Here is a 17,736-nt window from a genome sequence, read left to right as displayed (position 1 = left end):
ACGGAATGCGGACTTCGGGTGCCCCCGACAACACGGTGACCGCGCAGTGGTTGCTGGCCCGCCCCGGCCACGTCTACGGCGGGCGCTTCCCGGACCGGGGTGTGACGCGACGCGTCGGATCCGAGCGCGGCGGTCCAGGCTCGTGCCGATGCGCTGACCGGCCTCGTCCCGCCGCGCGCAACGATTGCACCCACGGCGTCGTCGGTGTGATCGAAGCCCTGTTAGGGGGCTGCTGCCCCACGACAAATCCGGGCTCACGTCATGACAATTGCGATGGGACCAAACCGCCAAGCCGGAGTTGTCGTCCGAACACGTCTCCCAAGGTACCCGGGAGCTCCTGATGCGGGAGCCGGATGCCGCTATCCAGATGGGGCCCGATGGCCGATTTCGTTACGACGCACGTCCCCCGGCCTCGCGACATCCTGTCGACGGGGATCGATGGCCTCGACGAGATCCTCGATGGTGGGCTAACGCGCAGCCGCCTTTACTTGCTCGAAGGGACGCCCGGGACCGGCAAAACGACCGTTGGCCTTCAGTTCCTCCTCAACGGCGTCGCCCACGGGGAAAAGGGTCTCTACGTCACCCTTTCGGAAAGCGCCGACGAGCTTTCCTTCGCTGCCGGGACGCACGGGTGGTCTCTGGACGGCATTGAGGTCTACGAACTCGTCAACGAACTCGGCCTCGACCCCGACAGCGAGCAATCCGTCCTGCATCCGTCGGAGGTCGAACTCGGAGAAACCGTGCGCGAGGTGATCGACCGCGTCGACAGCCTCAAACCGCAGCGGGTCGTTTTCGACAGCCTGTCCGAGCTTCGCCTGCTGGCCCAGAACCCCCTCCGCTACCGGCGCCAGATCCTGGCCTTGAAGCAGATGTTCGCGTCCAGGAAATGCACGGTTCTCCTGCTCGATGATGGGACCGCTGACGTCCAGCTCCACAGCATCGCCCACGGGGTGATCATGCTGGAGCAGATCCGGCGCGGTTTCGGCGCCGCACGCAGGCGTCTCAATGTCCTGAAGATGCGCGGCGTTAAGTTCCACGGCGGAATGCACGACTTCGTCCTGGATACCGGCGGCGTCGAAGTCTTCCCCAGCCTCGTTGCGAACGATCATGACGCGAAGTTCGATATGACCCCGGCATCGACCGGCTCGCATGAGCTCGACCTTCTCCTGGGTGGAGGGCTAGCTCCCTCGACCAATACCCTGCTGCTCGGTCCCTCGGGGGTCGGGAAGACCACCACGGCGGTCCGCTGCATGCTGGAAGCGTTGGATCGCGGGGACAAGGCGACCTACTTCCTGTTCGACGAGGGTCGGCAGACCATGCTCACGCGCGCCAGGGCGCTGGGAATGGACCTCGACGCGCATCTTTCCAGCGGCAGGCTGGTCATCGACGAGATCGAGCCGGCCGAATTTTCGCCCGGTGAATTCGCCTGCCGGGTACGCGGCACCGTCGAGACGCGGGGCGCCAGCTTCGTCGTGTTCGACAGCCTGAACGCGTATATCCACGCCATGCCCGGCGAGGAACACCTCGTCCTGCAGATGCACGAACTCCTGAACTACCTGAACCAGAAGGGCGCAACGACCCTGCTGGTTCTCGGTCAGCACGGCGTGATCGGCGACGTCCGATCGGATATCGACCTCAGCTATCTCAGCGACGGCATCCTCCTGTTCCGGTACTTTGAGTCCAATGGCTCGGTTCGGACCGCTCTCTCGGTGGTGAAGAGCCGCGTCAACGCGCATGAGCGCACCATTCGGGAGCTCAAGCTCTCCCCCATCGGCCTGCAGGTCGGCGCCGCCCTGACCGATTTCCAAGGCATCCTGTCCGGCCTGCCGACCTACGACGGCAAGGTGGCGCTGATCCCCAGCGGCGACGCGGCGGAGGCGCCGTGATGCCGTCTTTCGACCCTGACGGGGAACGCGTCCTGATCCTTGCGCCGCGCGGACGCGACGCGATCGTCATGGCGCAGCTGCTGTACAAATCCGACGTCCTCACCACCGTCTGTGCCGATGGCGCCGCATGGCTCGACGGCCTACGAACCTCCGTTGCGACGTCGATCGTGACGGAAGAGGCGCTTCTCGACGTCGATCCCACAGCGCTGAACGCGTGGGTCTCGTCCCAGCCGCCGTGGTCGGACTTCCCCTTCATCATGCTGGCGACGCGGCAGGCCGGACGACGCACCTCCTCGGCCGCCGCCATGATCGAACGCCTCGGCAACGTCGTCCTGCTGGAACGCCCGATCAACGCGGAAACGCTCCTCAGCGCGGTCTCCTCGGCCTTGCGAGTCCGCCGCCGCCAATACCAGGCTCGGCAGCATATCCGGGAACGCGAGGATGCCCAGCAGCGGCTGCGCATCGCGAACGAGACTTTGGAACGTCGTGTCGAGGAGCGTACGCGCGAGGTGGAAGCGGCGCGCGAGACCCTGGCCTTCGCGCTGGATTCCGCCGGCATGGGGTCGTGGGATCTCGATCTCGTCAACGATACGGCACGACGCTCGTGCCGACACGATGCGATCTTCGGCTACGACGTGCCGATTGCGTCGTGGGGCATGGCCGAGTTTCTGAACCACACCGTGCCGGAGGATCGGCTCTTGGTAGAGACCGCTTTCGCCACGGCGGTCGGGACTGGGACACTGGACATCGAATACCGGATGTCGCGGGCCGATGGCGCGATCCGTTGGATCGCGGCCAAGGGTCAGGTGGAGTATGGAAACGACGGACGCCCTGTCCGTATGGCTGGCATCGTCGTCGACCGGACCGACCAGCGAAACACCGAGGAGGCCCTGCGCCAGGCCCAGAAGATGGAAGCCATCGGGCAGCTGACCGGAGGCGTGGCGCACGATTTCAACAATCTGCTCACCGTCATCGTGGGCGGCCTCGACATGATGATCCGCAAGCCGGAGAACACCGAGCGCGTCGTCTGCCTAGCGGAAGCCGCGATGAATGCGGCGCGGCGCGGCGAGCAGCTCACCCAGCAACTCCTGGCGTTTTCGCGCAGGCAGATGCTGCGGCCCCAGACCATCAACCCGAACCGCCTCCTCACCGAGTTCAAGCCGCTGGCCGAGCGGGCGGTCGGCGGCGCACTGGAGCTCCGGTTGGATCTCGACGCCCTCATCGACCCGATCCGGATCGATCCGGCGCAGTTCGAGGCGGCGGTCCTGAACCTTGTCGTCAACGCGCGCGACGCAATGGAGGGGGGTGGCTCAAGGATCGTCGTGCGGAGCCGGAACCTGCACCTCGATACCGCGGCGGTTGCCGGCAAGGGCGTACCGCCGGGGGCCTACGTCGAAGTTTCTGTGATCGACCAGGGCAGCGGCATCACCCCCGAGACGATGGCTCGGGTGTTCGAACCATTCTTCACGACGAAGGAGGTCGGGAAAGGAACAGGCCTCGGCCTGTCCCAGGTCTACGGCTTCACCCGCAGCGCAGGTGGATTCATCGGCATCGACACGGAGCTTGGTGTCGGCACCACGTTCCGCCTCCTGTTCCCACGTTCGGCCGAGCCAGCCGGAGACGAGGTTGGCACCGGCGGCGGCACCCTCCCGCTTCGTCGGGCTACCGAAGGCGACACCGTGCTTCTGGTCGAGGATGACGAGCAGGTTCTCGGCATGGCCGTCGAAAGCCTCGAGGAACTCCACTACCGCGTGGTGGTGGCCCGCAACGCCGCCGAGGCCGTCGTCCACCTCCAGGGCGTCGAGCGGATCGACATCCTGTTCTCCGACGTGATGATGCCGGGCGGCATGAACGGCTCGCAGGTCGCCATCGAGGCGCAGCGCCTCCGGCCCGGCCTCAAGGTCCTCCTGACCTCGGGTTACGTGGCAAACCTCGAAGAGGGACAGGTGTTCGGGCGCGGCGATCTTCCTGTCCTAAACAAACCATACCGGCGCGATGAACTGGCCCACTCACTCCGTCTCGTCCTCGGAGGAAAGCGTTGCTGAGGATCGTGACGATCTGATACTTTTATAATCGAGGTCGATCACTGCGAATTTTTATTTTGTCGGATGATATTCTTCTTCACTCAAACGCCGATGCGAAAACCATAGGACTGACCGTGGATCGACACGCCAACTTCCGCTGCCGATCGCGGGCGCAGGCGTAAGGCCCGAGCCTACGTTCGAAACGGTACCCGTTCAGGTTGGTGAAGAGGGACCCTCTAAAGGATCGGCGCGTTGGGCGAGATGATCGCTCAGCCGCCGCCTGCACCCGACCGCGCCCGCCTCGCCCTCACGGAGGCTGCCCTGACGACAGCAGACGGTCTTTGGCGCGCCGAGATGCGCCGAACCTACGGTCCGGAGGGCGTCTTGATGTACGCCTATGCCCCGGAAGGCCAGGGCGGGCTCGGGACCCCGCTTCGGCGATCCTATGAAGCGCGTCGCGTCGCCGTCGCGCTATGGCGGCACGAGCGGCACCGAACCCAGCGATCGGCTTGAGCGAGCGGTTCGAACATCAAAGCGTTGATCCGGTCGATATTCGAGGGCGTATGATGGCTGAAACGGACGAACACCACGCTGTGAGCGTCGTGCCGCCCACGGTGCAGAGCCGAAACGACGACGTGCCCGAAAAAAGGAAGGGGCGCGAGCCCGGGAACAAGGACGTGGTCAAAGATGCCGAAAGCCAACCGGACGATCCGGACCACGCCGCCAAGGACGGCTTGGCCTAGCTGTCCGTACGGCGGCTCGGCATCTCGCCAGCCGTGATCAACGCACCGGCGATCGCCACCATTCGCCGACCTTGATGGCGGGCTGCATCGAAATCTTCCATCCGGGGTGGCTGGTTCTTCGAACCCACGATGGTAGACGCGCCGTAGGGTGATCCCGCTTCGAGCATCACTTCGTCGGTGTAGCCGGTCGGCAGGATGACCATGCCCAGATGCGCCATCGGGGCATACAGCGACAGGGTGACGACTTCGGATCCACCATGCGGCCAGGATGCGGCTGCGAAGGCACCACCGACCTTGCCGGCCAACGACCCGCGTTTCCATTGTGGACCGAGCAGATCGAGGTAGTTCTTCAGTTCGGTCGCCATCGCTCCGAAGTAGCAGGGTGTGCCGAACAGGATTGCATCAGCCCACTCGGCATCCTCGTGCGTGGGAGCCTCGTACAGGCTGTTTTGTCGGGCGGCGCTCTCTGTCCACCCGTCGACTTTCGCCATGGAGGCCGCGTCGGCGACTTCGCGCGCTCTGCGTACACGCACGTCCGCGCCAGCATCCCGCGCAGCTTCCGCTGCGGCGCCTGCGAGCGCTTCCACGCTGCCACTGCGTGAGTAGTAGACGATCAACAGTCGGGTTGAGGTGGGAGTCGAATCGGTCACAGCACGCTCCTACGGGTTGGTGCCATGGGCCGGCGGTTGCGGGTCGGACGAGCGAGCGTCAGATCTGGCGGCAATTCCGCAGCCTGCTGAAGCCACGGCTCCACGGCCGGTGGTTCGATGCGACTTCACCATCGGGCCAGCCATCAGCACGGTCTGCCTGAGACTTGGGCCACCGATGATCCCGCAGACAAGCGCCCTGCTGGGACCGCCGCGCTGGCCGTATCGACTGGAAGGCCGTTCTGCCACCTAAGAACCTCGCTGATCCACGTTTGCGGATCCGAGGTAGCAACAGATGCTCTACCCAATAGGTCCGCGCCTGTGGCGCCATGGCTCCTGGGCCAGTCCGAGCACACGTAACCGATGCCGAACCTCGGCACCGGCTCCGTCGCTCTGACCTGCAGCACGATGGTAAATTGCCCTTGGATTGCAGGTCAGGGCCCGGCAAGGCACGGACCGTAAAATCCCTCGCTCGCTTCGGCTGATTTGTTAGTCGCATTCGCATGGCATCGTCGTATTTTACGAAACCATTTCGTTTCATAGCCAATATTTAATGCATTGACCGAACAACTTCCAAGTTGTCTGGACGGCTGACGCGAGCACCTCAGTGATCGGACAGGAAGGAAGACAATCATGACGATGATGAACACGATGATTGTTGCCGCAGCTCTCACCGCTCTGCCGGTCGCAACGGCACAAGCGATGCCGATCGCGGCCGACCTAGGCGGCGCGGCTCCGGTTACCCGTGTCGCGGGCGGTTGCGGACCAGGCGCGTGGCGTGGTCCGTGGGGGCGTTGCCGGAACACCCCTTACTCCGGTCCTCTCCCGGGGGGCTGGTATCAGGTTCGTGCCGGGAACGGGTGCCCTCCGGGCTACTGGCGCGGCCCGTGGGGACACTGCCGGAATACACCCTTCCATGGCCGGCTGCCGGGCGGCGGCTACCGATAAGAGGGCGCGGCACCGGCCTGCGGGGCGCAGGTCGGCTGGCCGGTCCTGCTGTTGTCGGGCACGGCGCAGACGGCTGTCCGAGGGCGCAATGCACGCGCGAATCCTGATCGGCCGAGGGTGCATCCGCCCTTGAATGCCTCCCCAATTACGGCGCCGACGGCGAGATCCGGTTTGGGGAGGGATAAAACCGGCGCTGAGTTCGTTAGGGCGCTACAAACCGCTTCGGTTAGGGATCAAAAATGCGCACGCTCATCCTCGCCTTCGGCCTCGTCGCCATCGCCGTCCCCGCCTCGGCACAAGCCCCGAAGCGCGGCAATGCGGATCTGCAGACCTATTGTGCGGGTGACGCCATCACGTTCTGCGCCGGCATCGACCCGAATAGTCCGCAGATGGACGCCTGCTTCAAGAAGAACATGAGCCAGATGTCACCGAATTGCCGCAGCGCGATCGATGCGTACAAGAGCGGCGGCGGCAAGTAATTTTATCGTCAAAATAGGTAATACCGAAAAAACCGGGAGATCGATTTGTTTAGTCATATCATGGTCGGCAGCAACGATTTGGAGCGATCGAAAGCGTTCTACGATGCGCTTTTTTCTGCAAGCGGCGCCGGCTCCGGCGCAGAGGACGCGCTGGGACGCCTGATCTACACGCACAAAGGCGCACGCTTGATGATCAGCAAGCCGATCGACGGAAATCCCGCTTGTGGCGCGAATGGCGGCACCATCGGGTTCACCATGGATAGCCCGGAGCAGGCCAAAGCTTGGCACGATGCGGGCGTCGCGAACGGTGGCACTTCGGTGGAAGATCCGCCGGGTGAACGCCAAGGCGGCTCCGGCCGGTTGTACCTGGCGTATCTCCGCGACCCGGACGGCAACAAACTTTGTGCCCTCCACCGGATCGCAGGCTGAGACCCGTTCGTTTGGCGACGTAGGCGACTGTCCCGCCAACCCGTGTTCAGATCGGGCGGCGGGGCAGTGCCGGCGAAACCGTTATCGAGAGGCAGCCCATGTCGGTCGAGCCAGGCCAAACGTTATCGGACGAAGAGCTGGACCACCTCGCGCGCAAGCTGTTCGCCGAGGTTCGGGCCGAAAGTCCGGAGTCGAAGGCGGAAGCGGCCTTGAAGACCGCCGGCGAGGTAGCTGGAGAGGTCGTCCCGATCCTCCCGGATTGGCTCCTGGAGCCCAATGACGTCGCCGTCGAGCGCGGCCGCGAAGACTGAAGCTTCTGACGGAACTATCGCTCGATTTTGCGTCTTCCTCCCTCACGAAATCAGGAGGAACCATGCCACGTATTGCTACGCTGACGGGCACCGTCGCCATCCTCGCGCTGACCGCGACGACGTCCTTCGCGGCCCCGTGCAAGGTGGGCACGACCACCAGCGCCAATGGCCCTACGACCAAGGACACCAGCTCGAACGTCGAAGGTGGTTCGACCGCTAAGGTGACGCCAGGCGCCAAGGGTGAGTCGCCCGGTACGGTCGGCGAGATGAACAACGCCGGCGCCGGCACCATGGCGGACAAGGGCGAGAAGAAGGCCCCCGAGGGCCAGCCGGTGAAGCCGGGCGACGACAACTGCTGACGATTTCTGGCCCGTAGGCAATCCGCCTGCGGGCTTACCCCGTTCCAGCGATCGGCCATCTGATGGCCGTGCCGACGAGCGCGACGCTGACCTGGGCGACGAGCGATCCAACGCATCGAGTCTGCGAAGGGCAGGGGGCAACCGGCGTCGCAACGACGCCCGTTGCCGAGTTAGTTGTCGTTCCGAATAGCGGTCAACCTTATAGCTCCTTGCCCTGATGCCGGGCTCTGAATAGCAACCAGGATTTTGTAAAACGGAGAAACACTCCGGATAGTCCTCTAAGTTGACGACCAGCCTGCGCATGATGATTTGACCGGCCCAAGTCAACAGGTTGTTAACCATGTTGTAGCAGGATGCTCCTGGCGATCGGCTGGGGAGCTGAGCGCCAACGGAACGGAATCGCCGACGCGCTCGCATTAGGCCCGCTACGGGAACACCCGGGCGGGCCTTGCCTATTCCTGGGCCTTGAGTGCCCCGCACTCGTGCAGCATCATTGGACGCGCTGATGCGAGACATCCTTCGGCTCGGCCTTGCCAGCCGGGCTCCACGCGCGTGTCACGGGATTGCGCGCACCGACGCCTTATGACCCGTCGGGTGGCTTTGCGCGGGTTCGCTAAGCTGTTCCAGCTGCGCTGCCGGCGTGCTCTCGACTAGAAGCCGGATCATCGCGGATCGGCTGTCCAGCATCATGGCCGGTGGTTCTCCCACAAAGATTTGCCACGCTGCCACGAAGGCTGCCTGCGACATGTGGGTGAGCGCGTCCTCGCTCTGGGACATCGGCTCGGCCGGTACGATAGGCACGTCGATCATTCACTTAGTACGAGGCCGGGCCACACTGCGTTTCATGGGGGCTTTAGCAGGGTAAAGGTGCGTTTAACGGAACCGGCGACCGCTCGATATTTGTTTCCGGGAGCGAGTAGTCGTCCCCTCAGCCATGTGGCCTGCCCAGTGGGCCAGGTTCCTCAGAACGGAGCCGCGACGACCGAGGCGATCCGGCGAGTGACCCTCAGGACACCCCCGAAACGCGAAGGGATGACCCCGATGACGGCCGCCACACCGAAATATTCGAGCGCCGCGGCAGACCGAGGCGCGAAGACGTCGGATCCCTGTTCGACGGTGCTGTCACCGCAGGACCATGCGATCGAGATCGCATGGCGCCGTCCCTTTTTACGCGCCTGGCAGCGCGTCCAGCGAAAGCGGCTTGCGCAGTCGCAGCGACCGCCGCCGGGGGTGCCGCGCCTGAAGGTGTCTCAGGCCTCTATGGCGCCAGGGGGCGAGATGATGCCCGGGCCGCTTGGGTCGATGTGACAGGATGATCACAGCGTTAGCGAGACGCCCACGCCTCAGTATTCCAACACATTGAGTGAGGGATCCATGATTGCACGTACTAGTTGCAACATGGAAGGAGATCCCCATGCAGGCATCCGAATGCTGCATCTTCCGCGTGACGGTCGCGGCGAGCCTCGGCTGGCTCATCGCACTCACCCTGATGTGGAAACACGGCGTGCTGGCTGCGCTGCTCGTCAGCCCGTTGGTCGGAACGGCGGCAGCGATTGCGGCTATGACGCTGTTTTGGTTTGCGAGCCTGTTCGTCTCGTGCGAGCCGATAGGGCCACGCGCCTTTGACGCCGACCGGTGACGAGACCTGATCGAAACCTGGTGCCGAGTCGTTCTTCTCGCGCCTGTGCAGCGGTGACGGCAGCGCGGATGACGGACCGTCGATGGTGGCCTCCACCGTCTTCCCCCTGACGCCCCCCGGAGCCGGCTGCAACTGAGCGTTGCAGCCACGGAGAGCTACGGTCAGCGTGCCGGGGCGCAGCCTTGCGGGTCTCGACGAACGCGGCCGAATCCGACGATCGGGTCAACGTGCAGGTCGCGACGGATGTCCGCGGCCAGGCCCAATCATGTTGTGGGCCATCCATACGCAACCGGGTGGAGGGCAGGGCGCAGCAGGCACCGTGCCGGGGCCACCGGGCGGAGCCGAAACCGGCACAGGCTAAAGTCAGCGCGCCCTGCCGGACGTATTCTTGAACCCGTCAGGCCGTGCCGGCATGCAGTCGCCGCTACCGCTCGGGCCAGTTCGGTCCCGTTCTTCAGCCGTGGCACCGGATTTCATCGGGCTCAGTGCGGAGAGAGGTACTTGATCACGGCGGCGACCACGGCGATCAGCGTCCCGCCCGCAATCGGCGCGAACAAGCCGAGTATCGAGATCAGGATGATGAGCGTGACGGCAGCGTTCTCGGTTCGCTTGGCATCCCGTGAGGGTTTGCGCGGCGGCTCCCACCGGGGCGGGACAGATCGCTGATCGGGAGGGACGAACATCTGCCTCCATGATGCGCACAGCCAGAAATCATCCCGATGCTATGCTCAATTGGCGAGGCTGTCACCGCGTCGATCGTCCGCAGCCGACCCGAATAAGTCAAATTTGATGTAAATGGCGAACCGCCCACGAAGGATCCTCGGCCTATACTGGACGTAGCCCTGCGTTGAGTGATCCCATGGACAATCAAAGATCGGCTCGTCGTGTCTCCATCAATATGATGGGACGCATCACCGTGCCCGATGAGGCGGCAATTCCCTGCGTGATCCATGACATCTCGAAATGGGGCGTTCGGGTCCGGCTCGACGGTACGGAGCGCATCCCGGACAAGTTCACACTGATATTCGATGCCACCGAGAAGGTGATCGGGTGCGAGACCGTTTGGAAAAGCTCGGATGAGATCGGCGCCCTGACCGACCTGATGGAATGACCGGCGACCCGCCCCCTGCGTCGGTCAATCTCAGGCGCTCGATGCTGATCGAACCTTGGCCATAGACAAGGATCTAAAGCATCTTTTCGCTGCAGATCTTGTCGTTAACCACTCGTTAACGGTTTCGCCATAGTGGTTAATGGACGGTCGGTGGAGGTGGTCTGCCGCGCATGTCGGGCGAGCCTCCGATGATCCTCTTGATAGCGGCGGCGATCGGTAGCGGTCTGGTGACGGCCATCGTCCTCGCGCCGCTGAGTCCCCTGGCGGCGCTCCTCACGGCGCCGCTAGTCGCCAGCGTCGCGACCGGGCTTGCGTGCCTTCTCATCGGGTGGCGCAGTGCCCGCGCCGGCGGCGATGTAACGGTCCTCGACGAACAGGCGGACGCGATGGTGGCGGCCCTCCGGGCGGCCGCCGACCATGCCAAGGCCGTGTCGCCCACATCGGCGAATACGTCGTCGCGTCGCAACAAGGTCGCGTAGAGGTCCGGTTTGATTACTACAGGACCGCGGACCGCGCGGCCTTCGCCGCGCTGCCGGCCTGGGCCAGGTGTCACAGGCGCGAAGAGATATTCTGGACACGGCTCGGTTTCGAGGGGCCGACGGCCCTGGAACGCAATCCGCAAGCTCGTCGGCGGCGGCGATGTACGTTTAGGGACGGTGGTGGTCCAGCGCAGGAACGGCCAACCCGTTCCGTTCGGACGTCTTGAATCAGCCCGGATCTGCCTCCTTGCGCGGCCGGCTGTGACGCGTTTCGGCTCGACAACGCGGCGCGGATCGGCACGTGCGAGTACGTCCGGCGGCCTGCTGACCTTACAAATGTCTCGCGGGCATCCGAAGATCGACGGCCGGAACGCGGGATCGGGAACGACGGGGAGGATGCGCCCACCCTGGTGGAGGGCACCGAAGTTCGCGCGTTTGAAGCATCGGCGGCCGCGCTGCGGGGCTCGTGGAGTGGCCCGCCACTCAGACGCCCATGCGCGTCATCGAAGACCGTGCGCGAGCCGCCAAAAACAGCCATGCTGCCGTGGAACGAGACGTGGCCCCGTTGGATCGTCGCTTGAAGTTCCCGATGTCAGATGCGCTGTTCTCGCCCGCCTTCGAGCGCAATGCCCCATCGATCGTCGAAGTCCTGAAGCGCGTTGTTCCGCCGAGCGGCCTCGTTCTGGAGATCGCAAGCGGATCGGGCGAGCACGCCGTTCACTTCGCTCGTGCGATGCCCACCCTCGACTGGCAGCCCAGTGATCCGGACGAGGCGGCGCGGCGCAGCATCGTCGCCCATGCGTTTGCTTCGGGACTCTCGAACCTCCGGTCCCCGATGGCGCTCGACGCGGCCCGGCAGCCATGGCCGATAGCCAAGGCCGACGCGATCGTCGCGATCAACATGATCCATATCGCGCCCTGGGACGCGACCATCGGGCTGATGGCCGGTGCGGGCGCGACGCTACCTGCGGGTGGAATCCTCTATCTCTATGGCCCGTTTCGGGAGAATGATGCCCACACCGCGCCGAGCAACGCCGCCTTCGACGAGAGCTTGCGCATGCGGAACCCCTCTTGGGGTGTGCGTGACATCGAGGCTGTTGCAGCTGCCGCCGACAGGCACGGCTTCCGTCTCTCTGAGCGCGTCGCGATGCCCGCCAACAATCTCAGCCTGATCTTCCGCAAGCTGGATTGCCCCTCCGCGAACGGTGGCGGATCTGCGCGATGACGGCCTCCGCCTCGACGAGCGCGGTCGTCATCGGTGCCTCGGGAGGGATAGGCCAGGCTCTCGTGTGCGCCCTCGCGGCGAACCAAGCCTACAGCTCGGTCTTCGCGCTCTCCCGCTCGAAGCCGTTAGCACCGAATGGCGTCCGCACCGTTGCGATCGACCTCGGTGACGAGGCCACGATCGCTGCGGCTGCGGAAAGCATCGGTGCGGCCGGACCTGTCGGCTTGGTCATCGTAGCAACCGGACTCCTTCATCAAGACGGCGTTTTGCCTGAGAAAACATTCAAGGCGCTCGATCCCGCCGCGATGGCGACCGTCTTTTCGGTCAACACGATCGGCCCGGCGCTCGTGGCGAAGCATTTCGTGCCTTTGCTGGCGCGCCGGGGACGCTGCGTGTTTGCGGCGTTGTCGGCGCGGGTCGGATCCATCGAGGACAACCGTTTGGGCGGCTGGTACTCCTACCGCGCGTCGAAAGCGGCGTTGAACCAGATCCTGCGGACCCTTGCGATCGAAGTGGCTCGCACCCGGCCGGAGGCACTCGTCGTCGGCCTGCATCCGGGGACGGTCGCTTCCGAGTTGTCGCGGCCTTTTCGGTCGGATCCCAACGCCCACGGCGTCGTTCAGCCCGACGTGAGCGCGGCTCATCTCCTCCGCGTGCTCGATAGCCTCGCGGCAAAGGACACCGGCGGCGTCTTCGCCTGGGACGGCACGCGGATCCCAGCCTGAACGCGGTACCGACCGAGATACGCCCGGTGGTGGCCAACTGCTGGGCCGGCAAACGCTGCTTGCAACCCCTCGATAGCGACATCCGTCGACCGCTCAGCACACATTACAGCAAGCGAGGATGGATATAATAGAGTCGCAAATCCAGCCTCACGGAAGATCTTTGCGGCGCGCGGCGCCTCGCCGGTTCGAGGGCATGAGCTATAGTCGATTGTCCTCTGAGATCTTCGGCGACGGACTAAAACTTCAGCGTCAAACGCCCCGCCTCCACACGCCCGACAGTGTCCGCCACGCCGGTGCCAGCACGAAGCCCGTGAGCGGGATCAACAATCCGTCGACTGCCAACCCGATCAGGCCCGACGCCATCGCGGTGACGAGCCATTCGACGATGCCCGCGGCGAACGGGACGGATGAGGCTGCGCCGACCGCGGCCTGATGCGCGGTATGTGCCGGGGCCGACAGGCCGTAGGCCTCCATCCCGTGCATCAGGATCCCGCCACCGACCCAGATCATCGCCGCCGTGCCGACGACGGCCAGGATCTTGAGCAGGATCGGCATGCCATAAACCACCCCGCGTCCGAGACCACGGACGAGACTTCCGAACGGCGGTCCCGCCGTGCTGCCAGCGAGGGCAAGGCCTGCGTCGTCGGCCTTCACGATGAGCGCCACCACGCCGTAGACCCCCACGGTGATGCCGAGCGCGACGATGGCCAGGACGGCCGCCCGCATCCAGAAGGTGCCCTCCGGCAGCGCGGCCAGGGTGATGGCCATGATCTCGGCCGACAGGATGAAGTCGGTCTTGATCGCGCTCGCGACGCGGCTGTCTTCCCGGGCCTGATCGCTCCCTGGGTGGCCCAGGCCTTCCGCGTCGGGGCCGTGCGCGTGATGAGGATAGAGGGCCTCGTAGACCTTCTCGGTACCCTCGTAGCAGAGATACGCGCCGCCCAGCATCAGGAGCGGCGTGATCGCCCAAGGCGCGAAGGCACTGAGTGCGAGGGCACCGGGCAACAGGAACAGGAGCTTGTTCCGGAGCGATCCCAGGGCGATCTTGCCGACAATCGGCAGCTCGCGTTCTGCCGCGAAGCCGACGACGTAGCGCGGCGTGACCGCGGCATCGTCGATGACGACGCCGGCCGCCTTCGTTCCGGCCCTCGCGGCCTGCCCCGCCACGTCGTCGAGGGATGCCGCCGCCGCCCTGACCATGAACGCGACATCGTCCAGCAGGGCGATCAATCCAACGCTCACAGGTCTTCCCTCGTCAAAGATCGGTCCGCCAGACAGACGAACCGCGACCGGATTTGATCCGTCACACAGGGAGGTCGGTGCGACAAGGCCGCCGGAGGCGCCGACCCGGGACCTGACAGGCTCGGGATCCGATTCGCGCGCTATCGATCGGATGCGACGCGGCTCTCAAGGCGCCGGGGGCGCATCGATCCGCCGAACGGTCGAACCTGAGGCGGCCGCGTCGGTTGTCCGAACCGCCGGGTCACTCGGCGGGCTGAGGTGCGGAGCGGTCGTCGTGCTCCCGGGAAGCGGCAGGCTTACCCAGGAGGCGCTCGAAGGCGACGTAAAAGGTCGGCGTCACGAACAGGGTGATGAAGGTCGCCACCAGGAGGCCGCCGATCACCACGGTGCCCATCGAGACCCGGGCGTTGGCCCCGGCGCCGCTGGCGATGGCAAGCGGCACCGAGCCCATGATGAACGCGAATGAGGTCATCAGGATCGGGCGCATGCGCAGGCGCGCCGCATCCCGGGCGGCCTTGAGCACGTCCTCGCCCTGCTTGCGCAGATCCTCCGCGAACGCCACGAGCAGGATCGAGTTCTTGGCCGCCAGCCCGACCAGGAGCAGGAGACCGACCTGCCCGAAGATGTCGAGGGCGAGCCCCCGGATGGCCAGGAAGCCCACCGCGCCGAAGATCGCGATCGGCGTGCCGAGCAGGATCACGAAGGGCAGGCGCAGGGACTCGTACTGCCCGGCCAGCAGCAGGAAGATCATCAGCGTGCCGAGGCCGAAGATCAGAGGCGCGTAGCCGCCGGCGATCTTCTCCTGGTAGGCGACGTCGGTCCATTCCACCGCGTAGGTGGACGGCAGCTTGGAATCGGCCAGGGCCTCGATCGCCGCGATGGCGGTGCCCGAACTGGCGTTGGCCGCGGTGTCCACGGCGATCTCGATGGTGGGATAGGTGTTGTAGGACAGGACAGCGGTCGGGCCGGTGACGAAGTGCGTCTGGATCAGCGAACCGACGCGGACAGGCTCGCCGCGGTTGTTGAGCACGGTGAGCGCCTCGACATCCTCGATCGTCCTGCGTCCCGAGGCCTCGCTCTGCACGTAGACCTGATAGACGTAGCCGAACCGGTTGAAGAGGTTGACGAAGCTCGAGCCGACATAGGTCCCCAGCGCGTCGAACAGGTTCTGGAGCGGCACACCGAGCTGCTCGGCCTTGGCCCGGTCGATCTCCAGGCGCATCTGCGGGACGCCGTAGCTGGTCGTGGGGATCGCACGGCCGACCGAGGGCAGCTTCTCCATCTCAGCGATGAAGCGTTGTGCAGCCTCCGCGAGCTTGAGCCCACCGGAACCGCTGCGGTCCTGCAGTTCCAGCGTAAGGCCGCTGCGCGAGCCGAGCCCGGGGAGGGGTGAGGGGTTCACCACCCGGATCTGGCCATCGGGGTCGTGCTTGAAGCGCTTCTGCACCGTGGCGATGACATCGGTGACGCTCTGGTCGCGCTCGCCCCAGGGCTTCAGCGTCGGGATCTGGAACCCGTAGAACGGCGCGATCGCGTCCGCGAGGATGCTGCGGCCGGTCACCCCGATCGTGTGCTCCACGCTCGGGATCTCGCGCAGGGCCTCGCCGACACGGTCGACCATCTTATCGGTGCGGGCCACGGAGGCGCCCTTCGGCAGGACCACGTCGGCGAAGAAGTAGCCCTGGTCCTCGTCCGGCACGAAGCCGGAGGGCCGCTGCATCGTCATCCACACGGTCACGGCGGCGAAGAGCACGAACACGATGGCGACGAGGGCGATGTGGCCGGTCAGCCAGCCGATCGCAGCCACGAGGCGGCGGCTCGCGCCCTCCAGACCGGCGTTGAACCAGCGCAGGGGTGCCCGCCAGCGGCTCTCATCCTTGGCGTCCGCCTCACGGTGCTTGAGGATCAGCCCACACAGGGCCGGGGTCAGAGTCAGCGAAACCACCGCCGAGATCATCACCGAGATGGCGATGGTCAGCGCGAACTGGTTGTACAGCTTGCCGGTGAGGCCGGGGATGAAGGCCACCGGTACGAACAGGGCGGCCAGGACCAGGGTGGTGGCGATGACGGGGCCGGCAACCTCGGTCACGGCCTCCCGCGAAGCGGCTGGGGGGGCCATGCCCTCGTCCATCAGGCGCTCGGTGTTCTCGACCACGATGATCGCATCGTCGACCACGAGACCCACGGCCAGCACCATGCCGAGCAGGCTCAACGTGTTGAACGAGAAGCCGAGCAGGGCCATCGGCCCGAAGGTCCCGACCAGCGCCACCGGCACCGCGATGGCCGGGATCAGGGTCGCCCGCCAGTTCTGGAGGAACAGGTAGGTGACGATCACCACCAGGACGAGCGCCTCGAACAGGGTACGCACGACCTCGAAGATCGCCTCCTTGACGAATTCCGTACGGTCGAGTGCGATCTTGTATTTGAGGCCCGGCGGGAAGCGCTTGGCGAGGTCCACCATCGTGGCACGGGCGCCGTCCATCACCTGAACCGCGTTGGCGTCCGGATTCTGATAGAGCCCGAGCGTGGCCGAGGCTGCCCCGTCGAAGCTCGAGCGGACGCCGTATTGTTCGGAGCCGAGCTCGACCCGTGCCACGTCGCGGATGCGGACCACGGAGCCGTCCGGGTTCGCACGCAGAAGGATGTTGCCGAATTCCTCGGGCTTTCGCAGGCGCCCCTGGGTCACGAGTTGCAGCTCGAAGGCGGTCGCCTGATCGACCGGCGGTTTGCCGAGCGTGCCCGTGGTGATCTGCGCGTTCTGCTGCGTGATGGCGGTCGTGACCGTGCCCGGGCTGATGCCGAGGGCCTCCATCTTCAACGGATCGAGCCAGATCCGCATGGCGTAGCGCTTGTTGGAAAAGTTGACGATGCGGCCCATACCCTGGACCCGGCGCAGCGGCTTGATCACCTGCGTCTCGGCCCAGTTGGCCAGGAACAGCTCGTCGTAGGGCGCCCCGTCCTCAGCGTAGAGGACGATGTTGCCGAGCCGCTGGCGTGAGCTCTTCGTGATCTCCAAACCCTGGGCGTTGACCGAGGGCGGAAGCTTGGCCTCCGCCCGGTTGGCGCGGGTCAGCACTTCGGCGGCCGCGGCATCGAGGTCCGAGCCGACCTCGAAGGTCGCGTCCATGCTGACGCTGCCGTCGGTGTTGCTGGTCGAGTTGATGTAGAGCAGGTTCTGAGCGCCGTTGATCTCCTGCTCCAATGGGATCGCGATGGCCTCGTAGGCCTGCTGGGCGCTGGCCCCCGGATAGGTCGCCTGGATGTTGATAATCGGTGGGGCGATCTCGGGAAACTGAGCGATCGGCAAGGTCAGGCCGGCGACCGCGCCGATCAGCGTGATCAGTACGGAGATGACGCCGGCCAGGACCGGCCGATCGACGAAGCGGGCGAACATGCGGGATCGTGACTTCCGGTCGTGCGCCGCCGACGTGGAGGCCGCGTTGCAACGTCTGGCCGATGAGCGTGTTCCTCTGCCGCCGGGCGCTCGCT

At 65.3% G+C, this 17,736-nt stretch carries 17 protein-coding genes; 12 read left to right on the top strand and 5 right to left on the bottom strand.

Going from position 1 to position 17,736, the window contains the following annotated elements:
• Positions 1-377 precede the first annotated feature (377 nt).
• From FV242_RS02140 to FV242_RS02125, 3 genes are all read left to right on the top strand, one after another.
• Complete coding sequence (locus FV242_RS02140; RefSeq protein ID WP_147937758.1) at positions 378-1,886, top strand: ATPase domain-containing protein; 1,509 nt, start codon at positions 378-380, stop codon at positions 1,884-1,886.
• A complete protein-coding gene (locus FV242_RS02135; protein WP_147937757.1) occupies positions 1,886-3,931 on the top strand; it encodes a hybrid sensor histidine kinase/response regulator in 2,046 nt (681 codons plus the stop codon). The genes FV242_RS02140 and FV242_RS02135 overlap by 1 nt, the downstream gene beginning before the upstream one ends.
• Before the next feature lie 488 nt (positions 3,932-4,419).
• The gene (locus FV242_RS02125) at positions 4,420-4,653 is read left to right on the top strand and encodes a hypothetical protein (RefSeq protein ID WP_147937756.1); all 234 of its coding nucleotides are present in this window, start codon (positions 4,420-4,422) and stop codon (positions 4,651-4,653) included.
• Here FV242_RS02125 and wrbA read toward each other — a convergent pair.
• Positions 4,650-5,303, bottom strand: coding sequence for an NAD(P)H:quinone oxidoreductase (gene wrbA / locus FV242_RS02120; RefSeq protein ID WP_147937755.1), 654 nt, complete (start codon positions 5,301-5,303; stop codon positions 4,650-4,652). The two genes, FV242_RS02125 and wrbA, sit on opposite strands and share 4 nt — an antisense overlap.
• A gap of 1,184 nt (positions 5,304-6,487) precedes the next feature.
• Here wrbA and FV242_RS02110 point away from each other — a divergent pair.
• The 4 genes from FV242_RS02110 to FV242_RS02095 all read left to right on the top strand — a co-directional run bounded on the left by FV242_RS02110 (position 6,488) and on the right by FV242_RS02095 (position 7,826).
• On the top strand, positions 6,488-6,727 hold the full coding sequence (locus tag FV242_RS02110) for a 3',5'-cyclic-nucleotide phosphodiesterase (protein ID WP_147908544.1): 240 nt from the start codon (positions 6,488-6,490) through the stop codon (positions 6,725-6,727).
• A gap of 45 nt (positions 6,728-6,772) precedes the next feature.
• Positions 6,773-7,156: a VOC family protein gene (locus FV242_RS02105; RefSeq protein WP_147937754.1), complete on the top strand. Its 384-nt coding sequence runs from the start codon at positions 6,773-6,775 to the stop codon at positions 7,154-7,156.
• A gap of 98 nt (positions 7,157-7,254) precedes the next feature.
• Positions 7,255-7,467 (top strand): hypothetical protein, encoded by a 213-nt coding sequence (locus FV242_RS02100; protein WP_147937753.1) that lies wholly within the window; start codon positions 7,255-7,257, stop codon positions 7,465-7,467.
• Between the two features lie 62 nt (positions 7,468-7,529).
• Positions 7,530-7,826, top strand: a complete 297-nt coding sequence (locus FV242_RS02095; RefSeq protein WP_147937752.1) for a hypothetical protein — start codon at positions 7,530-7,532, stop codon at positions 7,824-7,826.
• A gap of 555 nt (positions 7,827-8,381) precedes the next feature.
• Here FV242_RS02095 and FV242_RS02090 read toward each other — a convergent pair.
• Positions 8,382-8,636 carry a hypothetical protein gene (locus FV242_RS02090; protein ID WP_147908548.1) on the bottom strand — a complete coding sequence of 85 codons (255 nt, stop codon included), beginning with the start codon at positions 8,634-8,636 and terminating at the stop codon, positions 8,382-8,384.
• A gap of 604 nt (positions 8,637-9,240) precedes the next feature.
• Here FV242_RS02090 and FV242_RS02085 point away from each other — a divergent pair.
• Positions 9,241-9,465: a hypothetical protein gene (locus tag FV242_RS02085; protein ID WP_147908549.1), complete on the top strand. Its 225-nt coding sequence runs from the start codon at positions 9,241-9,243 to the stop codon at positions 9,463-9,465.
• Positions 9,466-9,947: 482 nt separating this feature from the next.
• Here the strand turns inward: FV242_RS02085 and FV242_RS02080 are convergent, their stop codons facing one another.
• Positions 9,948-10,148 carry a hypothetical protein gene (locus tag FV242_RS02080; RefSeq protein WP_147937751.1) on the bottom strand — a complete coding sequence of 67 codons (201 nt, stop codon included), beginning with the start codon at positions 10,146-10,148 and terminating at the stop codon, positions 9,948-9,950.
• A 176-nt stretch (positions 10,149-10,324) separates the two neighbouring features.
• Between FV242_RS02080 and FV242_RS02075 the strand changes: the two genes are divergently transcribed.
• The 4 genes from FV242_RS02075 (at position 10,325) to FV242_RS02060 (ending at position 13,005) form a co-directional block, all read left to right on the top strand.
• Positions 10,325-10,576, top strand: coding sequence for a PilZ domain-containing protein (locus FV242_RS02075; RefSeq protein WP_147908551.1), 252 nt, complete (start codon positions 10,325-10,327; stop codon positions 10,574-10,576).
• A gap of 188 nt (positions 10,577-10,764) precedes the next feature.
• Positions 10,765-11,055 carry a hypothetical protein gene (locus FV242_RS02070; protein ID WP_147937750.1) on the top strand — a complete coding sequence of 97 codons (291 nt, stop codon included), beginning with the start codon at positions 10,765-10,767 and terminating at the stop codon, positions 11,053-11,055.
• A gap of 589 nt (positions 11,056-11,644) precedes the next feature.
• Complete coding sequence (locus tag FV242_RS02065; protein ID WP_147937790.1) at positions 11,645-12,280, top strand: DUF938 domain-containing protein; 636 nt, start codon at positions 11,645-11,647, stop codon at positions 12,278-12,280.
• The gene (locus FV242_RS02060) at positions 12,277-13,005 is read left to right on the top strand and encodes an SDR family NAD(P)-dependent oxidoreductase (RefSeq protein ID WP_147937749.1); all 729 of its coding nucleotides are present in this window, start codon (positions 12,277-12,279) and stop codon (positions 13,003-13,005) included. The genes FV242_RS02065 and FV242_RS02060 overlap by 4 nt, the downstream gene beginning before the upstream one ends.
• A 249-nt stretch (positions 13,006-13,254) precedes the next feature.
• Here the strand turns inward: FV242_RS02060 and FV242_RS02055 are convergent, their stop codons facing one another.
• Positions 13,255-14,247, bottom strand: coding sequence for a DUF808 domain-containing protein (locus tag FV242_RS02055; protein ID WP_147937748.1), 993 nt, complete (start codon positions 14,245-14,247; stop codon positions 13,255-13,257).
• A gap of 241 nt (positions 14,248-14,488) precedes the next feature.
• Positions 14,489-17,641: an efflux RND transporter permease subunit gene (locus tag FV242_RS02050; RefSeq protein WP_147937747.1), complete on the bottom strand. Its 3,153-nt coding sequence runs from the start codon at positions 17,639-17,641 to the stop codon at positions 14,489-14,491.
• Positions 17,642-17,736 lie beyond the last annotated feature (95 nt).

This window comes from Methylobacterium sp. WL64 (genome assembly GCF_008039945.1).
Classification (GTDB): Bacteria; Pseudomonadota; Alphaproteobacteria; order Rhizobiales; family Beijerinckiaceae; genus Methylobacterium.
This window is presented reverse-complemented; position numbering and strand designations above follow the sequence as displayed.

Bases quoted from the DNA above. Each gene is read 5' to 3' on its own strand.
- FV242_RS02140 (WP_147937758.1), top strand. From the start codon at position 378: ATGGCCGATTTCGTTACGACGCACGTCCCCCGGCCTCGCGACATCCTG.
- FV242_RS02135 (WP_147937757.1), top strand. From the start codon at position 1,886: ATGCCGTCTTTCGACCCTGACGGGGAACGCGTCCTGATCCTTGCGCCG.
- FV242_RS02110 (WP_147908544.1), top strand. From the start codon at position 6,488: ATGCGCACGCTCATCCTCGCCTTCGGCCTCGTCGCCATCGCCGTCCCC.
- FV242_RS02100 (WP_147937753.1), top strand. From the start codon at position 7,255: ATGTCGGTCGAGCCAGGCCAAACGTTATCGGACGAAGAGCTGGACCAC.
- FV242_RS02095 (WP_147937752.1), top strand. From the start codon at position 7,530: ATGCCACGTATTGCTACGCTGACGGGCACCGTCGCCATCCTCGCGCTG.
- FV242_RS02090 (WP_147908548.1), bottom strand. From the start codon at position 8,636: ATGATCGACGTGCCTATCGTACCGGCCGAGCCGATGTCCCAGAGCGAG.
- FV242_RS02085 (WP_147908549.1), top strand. From the start codon at position 9,241: ATGCAGGCATCCGAATGCTGCATCTTCCGCGTGACGGTCGCGGCGAGC.
- FV242_RS02080 (WP_147937751.1), bottom strand. From the start codon at position 10,148: ATGTTCGTCCCTCCCGATCAGCGATCTGTCCCGCCCCGGTGGGAGCCG.
- FV242_RS02075 (WP_147908551.1), top strand. From the start codon at position 10,325: ATGGACAATCAAAGATCGGCTCGTCGTGTCTCCATCAATATGATGGGA.
- FV242_RS02070 (WP_147937750.1), top strand. From the start codon at position 10,765: ATGATCCTCTTGATAGCGGCGGCGATCGGTAGCGGTCTGGTGACGGCC.
- FV242_RS02065 (WP_147937790.1), top strand. From the start codon at position 11,645: ATGTCAGATGCGCTGTTCTCGCCCGCCTTCGAGCGCAATGCCCCATCG.
- FV242_RS02060 (WP_147937749.1), top strand. From the start codon at position 12,277: ATGACGGCCTCCGCCTCGACGAGCGCGGTCGTCATCGGTGCCTCGGGA.
- FV242_RS02050 (WP_147937747.1), bottom strand. From the start codon at position 17,641: ATGTTCGCCCGCTTCGTCGATCGGCCGGTCCTGGCCGGCGTCATCTCC.